This window comes from Acinetobacter sp. Ac_3412 (assembly GCF_013072675.1).
Classification (GTDB): domain Bacteria; phylum Pseudomonadota; class Gammaproteobacteria; order Pseudomonadales; family Moraxellaceae; genus Acinetobacter; species Acinetobacter higginsii.
Genome location: NZ_LXUJ01000009.1, coordinates 519924 through 532119 on the forward strand (window position 1 = coordinate 519924; position 12196 = coordinate 532119).

Annotated in this window: 10 protein-coding genes; 8 read left to right on the forward strand and 2 right to left on the reverse strand. The window is 39.3% G+C overall.

Annotated features, from left to right (window positions below):
- Positions 1-4: 4 nt before the first annotated feature.
- Positions 5-1102 carry a type VI secretion system protein TssA gene (gene tssA / locus A7P54_RS10645; protein ID WP_004805518.1) on the reverse strand — a complete coding sequence of 366 codons (1098 nt, stop codon included), beginning with the start codon at positions 1100-1102 and terminating at the stop codon, positions 5-7.
- A gap of 25 nt (positions 1103-1127) precedes the next feature.
- Positions 1128-3794 (reverse strand): type VI secretion system ATPase TssH, encoded by a 2667-nt coding sequence (gene tssH / locus A7P54_RS10650; protein ID WP_171549556.1) that lies wholly within the window; start codon positions 3792-3794, stop codon positions 1128-1130.
- 374 nt (positions 3795-4168) lie between these two features.
- Here tssH and A7P54_RS10655 point away from each other — a divergent pair, with 374 nt between their 5' ends.
- From A7P54_RS10655 to A7P54_RS10690, 8 genes are all read left to right on the forward strand, one after another.
- Positions 4169-4876: a hypothetical protein gene (locus tag A7P54_RS10655; RefSeq protein WP_171549557.1), complete on the forward strand. Its 708-nt coding sequence runs from the start codon at positions 4169-4171 to the stop codon at positions 4874-4876.
- Positions 4877-4895: 19 nt separating this feature from the next.
- A complete protein-coding gene (gene tssB, locus A7P54_RS10660; RefSeq protein WP_004805522.1) occupies positions 4896-5399 on the forward strand; it encodes a type VI secretion system contractile sheath small subunit in 504 nt (167 codons plus the stop codon).
- Entirely contained in the window at positions 5392-6873 is a 1482-nt protein-coding gene (tssC, locus tag A7P54_RS10665) for a type VI secretion system contractile sheath large subunit (RefSeq protein ID WP_005190398.1), read from the forward strand. Before tssB ends, tssC begins: the two co-directional genes overlap by 8 nt.
- A gap of 51 nt (positions 6874-6924) precedes the next feature.
- Positions 6925-7428 carry a type VI secretion system tube protein Hcp gene (locus A7P54_RS10670; RefSeq protein WP_004654761.1) on the forward strand — a complete coding sequence of 168 codons (504 nt, stop codon included), beginning with the start codon at positions 6925-6927 and terminating at the stop codon, positions 7426-7428.
- A 77-nt stretch (positions 7429-7505) separates the two neighbouring features.
- The gene (gene tssE / locus A7P54_RS10675) at positions 7506-7982 is read left to right on the forward strand and encodes a type VI secretion system baseplate subunit TssE (RefSeq protein ID WP_171549558.1); all 477 of its coding nucleotides are present in this window, start codon (positions 7506-7508) and stop codon (positions 7980-7982) included.
- 12 nt (positions 7983-7994) lie between these two features.
- Positions 7995-9803 carry a type VI secretion system baseplate subunit TssF gene (gene tssF, locus A7P54_RS10680; RefSeq protein WP_171549559.1) on the forward strand — a complete coding sequence of 603 codons (1809 nt, stop codon included), beginning with the start codon at positions 7995-7997 and terminating at the stop codon, positions 9801-9803.
- Positions 9767-10762: a type VI secretion system baseplate subunit TssG gene (gene tssG, locus A7P54_RS10685; protein ID WP_004805525.1), complete on the forward strand. Its 996-nt coding sequence runs from the start codon at positions 9767-9769 to the stop codon at positions 10760-10762. The genes tssF and tssG overlap by 37 nt, the downstream gene beginning before the upstream one ends.
- Positions 10762-12186, forward strand: a complete 1425-nt coding sequence (locus tag A7P54_RS10690) for a hypothetical protein (protein ID WP_171549560.1) — start codon at positions 10762-10764, stop codon at positions 12184-12186. The genes tssG and A7P54_RS10690 overlap by 1 nt, the downstream gene beginning before the upstream one ends.
- Positions 12187-12196 lie beyond the last annotated feature (10 nt).

Sequence of the window (12196 nt, forward strand, 5' to 3'; positions counted from 1 at the left end):
ACAATTATTCGTATTCATTCTTTGGCTGAACACCAAGGGTGTCCTGTAGCATTTGTAAAGGATGTTCATCCTTAATCACTTGAGTTAACCATTCATGCAGTGGCATTTGGCTCCACTTGATGGTTTTTTGCAGCATATAGCTGACTGGGCTATGTGGTTCATTTTTCTGAAAATAAGTGGCAATTTCTTGCAGCACACGCATCGCCTGTTCGCGGTTTTCAACATGCGATTGAACTTGCGGCTGAAAAGACAGCTGATTTTGAGGTGCAGCAGATTGAGTCGTCACGGGTTGTACCATCGGTGTTGTCGATGTTTCGATTTCTGTAATGACCGTCTGAGTGCTTTGCTCAAACAGGTCGCTTTTATAAATCTTTTTCAGTGTGATATGAATGGTATCTAAACTTGAGTCGATTGCCGCAAAACTCGGTGAGTCTAAACCAAGCAGGGCATCTAAAACCTGTTTCAATGTTGCCCATTGTTGCAAGATTTCATTAAAACGTTGATAGTTTTGACGCTGAAAATTTTTATCTGTATTTGATAAAGCTTGTTCAAATTGCTCTAATTCTGTTGAACCACTTGAACCTTCATAATCATCGCTTTGTTTACGACGGATATTTTCGTGATAAAGAAAGTTGTCGTAGTCGAGCAAATGATAATAAGGTGCATGATTAATCAAAGAGACTTTTTTGATCAGTAGTGGCAGCTGGTTAATCAAGCCCTGTAATAAGCCAATACGTTGATCTAGATCCTCATCTTCAACTTCAGGATGTAGTGTTAGCCAATATTGTTCTAATAAGCGATGGCTGAGTTCCAGACTTTTGGAAACACCTTCAAAACCATAAAGATTTGCCCAAGCTTCAGAAAGCCAAGTGAGTAAACGGATATCTTTACTTTTCGATTGGAGTAAATCTATAGATGTCGTTGCAACAAAGTCCCAATCGGCCTGTTTAGGTTCAGTGACCCAATCACCCTGATCAAGCAGTACATCATCTTGGGTCTTTGCTTTTTTAATCGCATGGAACTCATTTGAAAATGAGTAATCTTCACCACAAGGTGATTGCTCATTAATTGGCGTTAGTAAAGATAAAATATCCATATGCATCACAAATTTGGCTCAATCTTAAAATTTACACTTCAGCTTTGGTTTTTTTACTCGAACGTTTCTTGGTTGCTTTTTCAGCAGGATCTAACTGATAGGTAATTTCATCATCTTTGCTATCAATCACGATCAGTTTTGGTAACTTATGTTCAGCTAAAGCCACTAAAATTTCAGTTGCCAATGCAGGAAGGACGGTTGAGTTGAGGATGTTATCCACATTTCGCGCACCACTATCCACTTCAGTACAACGGCTTAACAGCAACTCGATTAAATCATCAGAATACTGAACCTTGGTTGCATACTGCTTTTCAATACGATCAACAATTTTCCCAAGCTTGTGTTTAATAATCCGAACCAATAACTCATCATGCAGTGGGAAGTAAGGCACAATGCGCATACGACCAATAAAGGCTGGTTTAAACTGCTTATATAAACTTGGTTTTAGATGTTCGATTAAGTCTTCGGCATGTGGCCATTCTTCTACAGGTTGATTTAAGCATGCCTGCATAATTGCACTTGAGCCTGTATTTGAGGTCAGAATGATTGTGGTGTTTTTAAAGTCAATCACACGACCTTCGCCATCTTCAAGCATTCCCTTGTCGAAGACTTGATAGAATAATTCTTGAACATCACTATGTGCTTTTTCAATCTCATCTAATAGCACGACACTATAAGGATTGCGACGAACGGCTTCGGTGAGAACACCGCCTTGACCATAGCCGACATAGCCAGGAGGAGCACCCTTTAACGATGAGACCGTATGCGCTTCCTGATATTCAGACATATTGATGGTGATGAGGTGATTTTCGCCGCCATACAGCTCATTGGCGAGAGCAAGGGCTGTTTCAGTTTTACCCACACCACTTGGGCCAATCAATAGGAACACACCTTGTGGTTTGTTAGGATCTTCTAATTTTGCTTTAGAGGTTTTAATGCCTTGTACCAATTGAGTGAGCGCATAATCTTGACCCATGACGCGTTCGCCAAGCTTGTCCTCAAGGCTTAGAATTTGTTTGATTTCATCATTCACCATTTTCCCAACGGGAATACCAGTCCAATCTGAAATGATTTCATTGATGATTTGTGCATTGACACGTTCAAATACTAAAGGTGTTTGACCTTGTAATTGTGCTAAGTCCGCTCTTAGTGAAGCAATTTGTGTCTTATTGTCCTGTTCTGTATGTGCATTCAATTGCTGGATTTGTTTAACCAGCGCTAGTTCTTGCTGCCATTTAGTTTCAGTGTCTTGAATTTCTTTGTCTAAGTTTGCAAGTTGCTGATTAAGATCATCTAACCGTTCATGATGGATCGGGAACTGTTGATGTTCGTGGGTAATAATTTGATGTTCTAATTTAAGATTATGTTGTTGTGCTTTGAGTTGATCCAGAATTACAGGTTGTGCATTCTGAGTTAAAGCAACACGGGCTGAAGCGGTATCGAGTACGCTCACTGCTTTATCTGGGAGTTGGCGACCACTGATATAGCGATGAGAGGCTTGAACTGCAGTAATAATGGCTTGATCTTCAATATGTAAATTGAAGTGACTTTGCATCACTGGAATCATGGCGCGTAACATATCGATCGCCACTTCTTCGGTTGGTTCTTCAACTTTGACCACCTGAAAGCGACGGCTGAGGGCTGCATCTTTTTCAAAGTATTGTTTGTACTCAGCCCAAGTTGTTGCTGCAATGGTTCTTAATTCACCACGTGCTAATGCGGGTTTGAGTAAGTTTGCGGCATCATTTTGTCCAGCTTGCCCGCCAGCACCAATCATGGTGTGTGCTTCATCAATAAATAAGATGATTGGGTGAGCAGAGGCTTGTACTTCTTGAATCACTTGTTTTAAACGATTTTCAAACTCACCTTTAACGCTTGCACCTGCTTGTAACAGACCCATGTCTAAACTATGAAGCTGTACATTTTTGAGCGCTTCAGGTACTAAACCTTGTGCAATTTTTAAAGCTAATCCTTCAACAACAGCAGTTTTACCTACACCAGGCTCACCCGTCAAAATTGGATTGTTTTGACGACGACGCATCAAGATATCCAGCATAAGTCGAATTTCAAACTCTCGACCAATTACAGGGTCAATACCCCCTTGTTTCGCTTTTTCAGTCAGATTAATCGTGTATTGATCAAGGGCAGGTGTTTTTGCAGCCGTGATAGTAGATTCAGTATTTGTTGTTTGTTCAGTACTGTTCGAGGTGTTTTCTGTTTGTGGTTGTTCGCTACTTTTTTCACAAATATCGAGAAACTTATGTTTCATTGTGTCGATTGGAAAACGTTCAAATAAGCTTGATGCTCTAAATGCGATTTGTTGTAAATCGGGCGCAGTTAACAATGCTATCAATAAATGACTACTACGTATTAAAGGCGTTTGTTCTGCAGAAGCGAGTAACCATGCTTGTTCAAATAACCGAATGATTGATTTTGCAAAGATGGGCGTACGGGTATTACCTTTGGGTAAAGAAGCAATGGTTTCTTTTAAATCAGTAATTAAGGCATCAGCAGAGATATTATTTTTTTTTAATAAAATGTGTAAATCATTGACTATGTTTTGATTTAATATTTCAACGAATAGATGTTCAATCTCAATTTCATAATTCAATTGGTTAATACAATAGTTTGCAGACTTTTCTAATGCAGTACGAGTAGGAGCTGATAGTTTTGTAATTAAAACTTTTAAGTTACTCATTTATTACTCACAATAATTTTTAAATACCAAGCGCTATTTACTAACTTCTAACTTGGTATGGTTGTTTTTGCTAGAAATATTTTTTGAATAAAATCAAAAACTTAACATAACTCTGCTCGAGTATACAGATTATTCTACAACAAAAAATGTCACTTTTAAACAAAAAATGCACCAGTTTTAAATTTTTTTTTACAGGAATGTCTGTCATGAAAATTTAATAATGTTAATAAACGTAACTAGTATTGACTTTGTATGTGTTTTTTTTGTTAAATTCGCGGAAATGATGTAAATGTACAAAAATTGACGAGTAAGAGGGTTTTTTAACAATAATTGTCAGCTCTTCAATTATAAGTTAAATAATGACGAGGCATATTTTGAAAAAAGGTATTGTAATATCAATTCTTTGTATAACAGCAGGTTTAATCGGTAATTCGGCTTTTGCTGATGATAAAGAAATAAAACCAATTAAGTTAAAAAGTAAATGTCTAAAACAGAATCCGTTGGCAGTAAACCAAACGGATCATGCTTTATTAGATATTTATCAACAAGTTTGTGACAAAGATAATGCTTCGCGTGTAAACGATTTATTGGCTCAAGCAGCAATGCGTATGTATGAATTAAAGCAACCGATGAATGCTTTAAAACTGGCAACGCAGTTACAAGAGCAAAATGTACGCGGTACTACTTTAACGGATGTTACTTTTTTAGCCAGTGTTCAAATTGCCAATGAAGCATTGCAACATATGCGCTCAAGCGAAATGCGCTATTTGAGTAATGAACTCACTTATCCACCAGCAAAACAGCTCAGTGACAGCATCCGTGTTGCTTTACCTGCTCCAGATACCTCAACGAGTAAGGCGATCACCGATGAGTCAGTTAAAAATGAGATGCGAAATACGTCGACCAATAACACAACGCGACGTACAACGAACAGAAAAGTACGTACAACCCAACCAACACGTAGTACTGTTACTCAAACAGTTGCACCGGTGAAACGTCAAACGGCTGTAACACCAACAGTTAGCAAACAACCAAATACTGTTCAAAAGGCAGGTTCGAATCCATTCGATTCGTTGAAATAATAATCAAGGGTGAAAAGTTATGGCAAAGAGAGAAAGCGTACAGAAGAAACTGCAACGCATACGTCCCCCTCGTGTACAGCTGACATATGATGTCGAAGTTGGTGATGGTAAAGAGTCAAAAGAACTCCCTTTTGTTGTGGGTGTGATGGGGGATTTCTCCGCTGCATCTGAGCTAGAAAAGACCAAATTGAAAGACAAAAAATTTATCAATGTTGATTTAGATAACATTGATGAAGTGATGGAATCTTTGGCTCCGCGTGCGGCTTTCCAAGTTGAAAATACTTTGACGGAAGAAGGTGGGCGCATGTCGGTTGACCTTACTTTCAACTCAATGGAAGACTTCCGCCCAGAGCAAGTAGTTCAACAAGTAGATCCATTACGTAAGCTGGTTGCAGCACGTGAGCGTTTGACTGATCTTCGTAACAAGATTTCAAACAGTGAAAGGTTAGAAGATTTGTTAGATGAAGTGTTAAAAAATACGGATCAAGTCCGTCAACTCAGTGCGGAGGCTGAAAATGAGTAATTTACAAGCAGCCGCTGCAGCGAGTGTTGAAGCTGAATCAGCAAATTTGTTGGACTCAATTGTTGAGCAAAGCCGTATTGCCCGTAATGACGATGAGCATGTTCGTGCAAAAAGCTTAATTGGTGAGTTGGCAAAAGAAGTCATGGCAGGAACCATTACTGTTTCTGAAAATATGACCTTGTCAATTGATAAGCGTATTGCGGAAATTGATGCATTAATTTCAAATCAATTGAGTGAAATTATGCATCATGAGCAATTCCAAAAAATCGAATCGACATGGCGTGGTCTTTATTATTTCTGCCAAGAAACACCGTCTAACTCAATGATTAAAATTCGTATGTTGAATACGACGAAAAAAGAGTTGGTGAAAGACTTCCAAGGTGCAACAGATTTTGATCAAAGCACCTTGTTTAAAAAGATTTATGAAGAAGAATATGGCTCATTTGGTGGTGCACCTTATGCAGCGTTGATTGGTGATTTCGAGTTCGATCGTACACCGTCAGATATGTATTTATTGGAACAAATTTCTCATGTTGCTGCAGCAGCACATGCGCCATTTGTTTCGGCAGCAAGCCCAAGCATTCTTGGTCTTGAATCATTCACCGATATTGATCGTCCACGTGATGTTTCAAAAATCTTTGAAACAGCTGAATACGTGCAATGGCGTTCTTTCCGTGACAGTGAAGATTCTCGTTATGTCGCATTGACCATGCCTCACGTCTTAGGTCGCCTGCCATATCACCCGAAAGAAGGTACTGCAACTGAAGGGTTTAACTTCGTTGAAGATGTTTCTGGTGAAAACCATGATGATTATTTATGGATGAATGCGGCTTATGCATTCGGTACACGTTTAACCAATGCCTTTGATATGCATGGTTGGTGTGCTGCGATTCGTGGTGTTGAGGGTGGTGGTTTAGTTGAAGGCTTGCCAGTACACACCTTTAAAACCTCAGATGGTGAAGTGGTGTTTAAATGCCCAACTGAAATTGCCATTACAGACCGTCGAGAAAAAGAACTCAGCGACCTTGGCTTTATTCCATTGGTTCACTGCAAGAACACAGATTACGCAGCCTTCTTTGGTGCGCAGTCTGCTCAAAAACCAAAGAAATATGACAGTGATACGGCGAATGCAAACTCTGCACTTTCTAGCCAAATCCAATACATCATGGCGGTATCGCGCATTGCACATTACTTAAAAGCAATGATGCGTGACAAAGTGGGAAGTTTTGCATCTGCAGGCAATGTCGAAGCATTTTTAAATGAATGGCTCTCGCAATATGTTTTGCTAGATGATGGTGCATCTCAAGAAGCAAAAGCACAATATCCGCTTCGTGAGGCATCTGTAAAAGTTGTAGAAGATCCAGCTCAACCGGGTCACTACAAGTCTGTGGTTTTCTTAAGACCACATTTCCAGCTGGATGAGTTGTCTGTTTCTTTACGACTCGTGACTGAACTACCTCAGTCCTCAAATTAACAATGAGATCAGCTAGATAATAACTTTAAATAAAATAGAGGTAATTTTTAAATGAAAGATATATATGTTGAGTTTCGTGGTAAGTACAAGGTAGACGGAGAATCTCGCGATTCTGAACACAAAGGTTGGCTAGAAGTTAACTCTTGGTCTCATAACATTCGTCAACCTAAATCTGCGACTTCTAGTAGCGTAGGTGGCCATACAGCTGAACGTGTTGAGCACTCAGACATGATCTTCGTTAAAGATTTGGACGCAACTAGTCCTAAGCTTTGGGAAGCTTGTTCTGCGGGTTATACATTTGATGAAGTACAGATCGATTACTATCGTGCAAATGGTGATAAGCGCATCAAGTACTTACAAATCAAATTGAAACACGTTCTTGTTTCTAGCGTAACACCGACTGTAAACGAAGAAGGTGTTCCAACAGAAACATTTGGTTTGAAATACGCTGCTGTTGAGTGGACTTATAACCAACAAGACATTAACGGTACTGCGAAAGGTGCTGTTACTAAGAAATGGTCACTTTCTAATAACACAGCTTCATACGCTGCGTAATCAGTATCGTGATTTTCTGATAGAGGTTAATAGGTGCCTATTAGCCTCTATTTTTCCAAGATGCTGTTCTTATAAAAATGAATTTAGATCATCTATATCCTTATGGATTCAGATCAACATTATTTGATCGTTTAGTACCAGAGCAAGAAGATTATTTAAGAGGGATGTCGATTCAGCAGTTACGAGAGTCAGTTGCTCGTGATTTGGAAGACTTGTTGAATAGTCGGATCGCACAATTTGATCGAGAGATGGATGAATTTCCGCTGGCAAAAAAATCAATTTTGCAGTTTGGAATTATTGATTTCGTAGGCTTGTCGACGGCCAATCCATTGGATCGAGATAAAATTTGTCAATCGATTGAGCAGTCCATTGCAGCACATGAGCCGAGATTGCGGCAGATCAAAGTTGAGATGCTATTAGATGGGCATAACATGGGATCGCTGTGTTTAAGTATTCAAGCTTACTTAAATATCCACCCCTTATATGAACCTGTTTTTTTCGATGCTTTACTCAAACCAACAACACAACAATATGTTATTTCTGCCAGAACTTAGTGTGAGCGAACAGTGATAGAGCAACTTTTACCGTATTATGAAAAACAACTACAAGAATTCGGTCAACAATCTCGAGAGTTCGCGCAGAAATATCCGAAGATTGCGCAACGTCTATCACTTAACCAAGAACAAATTGATGACCCGCATATTGAACGCTTAATTCAGGCCTTTTCCCTGATTGCTGCACGGATTGATAAAAAATTAGCCGATAGCTATGAGCTGTTTACTCATTCTTTATTTGAGGTGATGTTCCCGCAATATTTGCGTCATTTTCCAGCCTGTACTGTGGTCAGTTTTGAAGATACTAATAAACTTAAACAATTAACTGCAGCACATTTGATTCCACAAAAAACAGCGTTGAAGTCACGTAGTTTTAAAGGCGTGCAATGCGAGTTTAACACCAGTAATGAGGTTCGATTATTACCGATCGCATTGACGCATTTGGAGTTTCAAACTTCGCCTAGCACGCATATGCATTTGAATCAAAATGCGACCTTGAGTTTGAAATTTGAAATCTTTAATGATGCCCAACAATGGATTTTGGATGAAAAATTACCGATCTATTTAGATGCTATTTCAAATTTTCCACTGCAAGTTTTGGATAGTATTTTCCGTAAAGATACGGGTTTTGCAATTCGGGTAGGGCAGCGCGTCATTGAGGTAAGTAATCCTTTTGAGGTGATGGGCTTTAGTGAACAAGAAAGTTTATTGCCGATTGATCAGCATACCCATCATGCCTATCGTTTATTGATGGAATATTTTTGTTTCCCTGAGAAGTTTAATTACTTAAATTTGGATTTGAGTGTCCTCAAAGGATTATTACAGCAGCACAACAGCTTTGAAATTTTGATTCATCTCAAACTTAATTTGAATGATCAAGCGGTGGTCCGTAATTATTCAGAACTCAATATAGCCAACTTTAAATTATTTACCACACCAGCAATTAATCTGTTTGAAAAGCAGGCCGAACCGCAAAAGATTTCACATACCCAATTACAATATCCATTGGTCACGGATGCGCATCATCCTGAGTTGTATCAAGTCTATTCTATCCTTGAGATGAATATGGTGCGTGAAAAGACCAATCAAGAGCAAACGCATCTCCCTGTATTGCCTTTTTTTGCAATGAGTCATTATCACAATGATAAGGTTCAATTTTTCTATTCTTTAAATTATCTGCCTTCGCAGACCAAAACCATGCAAATGGGTTATTCGATTGTTTCCAAGCATTTGAAACCTTATGAAATCAAATCCGATTTTATTAGTACGCGTTTACTGTGCTCCAATGGTGATTTGCCGCATGAAGCATTAAGTCAGAGCAATAATATTCTGAATTTAAATGACAGTAGTTTGGCAAGACGTGCCTTGATTTTAAAGCGTCCGACATCGCCTTTTCATTTTGATAAAAACAGCAATGAGCAATGGCGCATTATTTCGCATCTTTCGTTGAATACCTTGGCATTGATGAAAGGGGATGCTCTGAGTCATGTGAAGGAGCTTTTGGCTTTATATAACTTACCGCATTCCAAAGAAAACATTTTATTGATTGATGCTCTGAAACAGCTCAACTTCTCAACAACCAATAAGTTGATGAATGCAAAACCTTTCCCGATGTTTATTCGTGGGGTTAAGGCTGAGCTCTCGGTCAATAAGAGCGTTTTTCGTGGACATAGTCTCTATATTTTCAGCCAGTTATTAAGCCATATTTTTAATTTAAAGGTTCAAATCAATAGTTTTGTTGATGTGGTCGTCAAAGACAGTCTTAACCAGCAGGAGATATACCAATGCGTGCAGAACGTTGGTGGCAAGACTCTTCTGTAGTCGACCAAGTTTTTAAAAAGTCAGGTTCATTTGAATTTATTCAATCTACACGCTTGTTACGCCACCATCCACAGGCATTACAAGCACAGGGTTGGTCTGAAGATTTTAAATTTGGCACCTCATTTAGTTTAAGTTTCCCTGCGACTGAAATTGAAGAACTCAGTTATCAAGATCAGCGTGTCCATTTAACCAATCTGGTAGTAGGACTCACAGGAACACAAGGGGCGCTGCCTTATACCTATACCAATAAATTAAAACAAAGTAGTCGACAGCAGCGACTCGAGATTAAAGAATTTTTAGGTCTGTTCAATCATAAGCTGACAGCCAAATATGTTGATGCCAGCTTAGCGTATAACTTGGCAGTGCGTTATGAGATTGAACAAGACAATCATTATCTGGACATTCTGCATGCCTTAAATGGCTATATTCGTTCTCAGCATCAACAACAAGATCTAGATGAGTATTTTGCCGAATTTTCTGGTTTGATGCAGGGGCAAAACAATACCGCGCATGCCTTAAAAACAGTGTTGTCATGTGTGTTTAATCAACAGGTTCAGATCCAAGAATTTGTCAAAGAAACCTTTCATCTGGCTGATGAACAGAAGACCAGCCTAGGTGGTAGCAATCCAAGCCTACTGGGGGTGAATACCTTTTGTGGCGATACGGTTCAGCAAATTGATGGCAAAATCGAGATTCAAATTGGGCCATTATCTCGAGAGCAGTATTTAGCTTTTCTGCCTGAGCAGCCTTTGAATAAAAAATTAAAACATCTGATCCAGACATGGTGTAGCCCAACATTGTTTATTGATGTACGTTTGATTTTAGATAAACGTGAAATCAATCCAATCTGTTTAAATTCTGGGCATCAGGTAGGTCTGGGCCAAGGGGCATTTTTAATGCCATCCGAACAATTACAACATAACACGGAAACACGTTATGCACTTTTAGGAGCCGCATAATGGTGAAGAAAATTTTAGCCACACTCATCAGTTGTTTTATCTTGGTCGGCTTGGTGGTGGTTTATTATTGGCGTGATATTCAATATCAACCAGAATCTGCCGATTTAATTAATTATTTCCTGATTTTACCAGTCGTAATTACTTTGGTATTACTGTCACCTTGGTTAATCTATAAGGCTTATCAACATCATAAAGACAAAAAGCAACACGCTTTACAGGCCGAACAAAACGCAGAGCAGAGCTCAACCGAGTCACAGCCGATTGTGCTGGAGAGTAAGTGGTTAACACTGAATCTGTATGCGGCAGGCGCATATAGTGCACTGGGTGAAAATGCTTCGATTCTGGATGGAATCAAGCAGTTTACCAGTCCCCAGTTAGATCAGGATCTGGTGAATTTTCATGGGATCCCCATTCTTTCTTATCGCATTGCAGACTTAGATCAACAGGTCCAAAGCGAGGATGATGAGGAATTGCAGTTTTTGTCGGTTCGACAGCAGCGCATCATGGCTTTGATCCATCATCAAATTGAACAACACACTGAACTTTTGGCTTCGATTTCAGACCACTTAAAGCGGTCTAGTTTGTTTTATGAAAGCCAAAACCTGCATGAATACCGGATGCACCCTGCATGGATTGATCCAAGTTTTTCGGGTGATGAGGCGCATGAGTCCATTCAGGTAGAGCAGGTCTATCGTTTGGATAAATTAAATCTGCACATTTTATTGTCTGAAGATGTGGTGCATACCTGGAATGACTTGAGTAGCAACGAAAGTATTCAGGCCATTTTTTACGATCTTGGCATCATTCCCCAAAAGTTCCATATTGAATATCACTACTTCAGTGCGGCATCGACTGAGCAACATCTGCTGGAGTTGCTTGAGCGGATTCAAAACCAAGCCCATGAAATTTCATTGATCATTGCGGCAGATTCAGAAATTGATCAAGAAATTATTGACGAAAAATCTTGGGGAGCAAGTGCTTATATCCCTGCGGAATTTGTAAGCAGTAGTTGTCTGGCGAATCTTGCGGTGCAGCTAGAACAGTTACAACCCGAGAAGACCTTTAAGCTGGTCAGTAATCAAAATAATATCGATCAAATTTTCAAAGAGCTGGGGATTGATGATTTACCCCAGTATCAGGCTGAAGAACCTTTTGTATTGGTGGTTGAGGATGGTGCTGATGTCAAGGTGTCCAAAAAATTGGAACAGTTTTTTAAGCAAAGTCCAGTCGAGGCACACCATTATTTGTACTGCAAACCTATTTTTGGACACACCCAAAACGTGGCAAAACTGTTCGGATTAATGTTGGGGGCACATTTTTCTGAGTCACAGGTTGCCTTTGTTTATGGACAAAATTTACAAGCATTTATCCAAGCTGTTCCTGAGATCACACCAGATCAGGAAAGTGTAGCAATTGCTGATTAATTAACTTTAT

Bases quoted from the DNA above. Each gene is read 5' to 3' on its own strand.
- tssC (WP_005190398.1), top strand. From the start codon at position 5,392: ATGAGTAATTTACAAGCAGCCGCTGCAGCGAGTGTTGAAGCTGAATCA.
- tssE (WP_171549558.1), top strand. From the start codon at position 7,506: ATGAATTTAGATCATCTATATCCTTATGGATTCAGATCAACATTATTT.
- tssB (WP_004805522.1), top strand. From the start codon at position 4,896: ATGGCAAAGAGAGAAAGCGTACAGAAGAAACTGCAACGCATACGTCCC.
- tssH (WP_171549556.1), bottom strand. From the start codon at position 3,794: ATGAGTAACTTAAAAGTTTTAATTACAAAACTATCAGCTCCTACTCGT.
- tssG (WP_004805525.1), top strand. From the start codon at position 9,767: ATGCGTGCAGAACGTTGGTGGCAAGACTCTTCTGTAGTCGACCAAGTT.
- A7P54_RS10670 (WP_004654761.1), top strand. From the start codon at position 6,925: ATGAAAGATATATATGTTGAGTTTCGTGGTAAGTACAAGGTAGACGGA.
- A7P54_RS10690 (WP_171549560.1), top strand. From the start codon at position 10,762: ATGGTGAAGAAAATTTTAGCCACACTCATCAGTTGTTTTATCTTGGTC.
- tssA (WP_004805518.1), bottom strand. From the start codon at position 1,102: ATGCATATGGATATTTTATCTTTACTAACGCCAATTAATGAGCAATCA.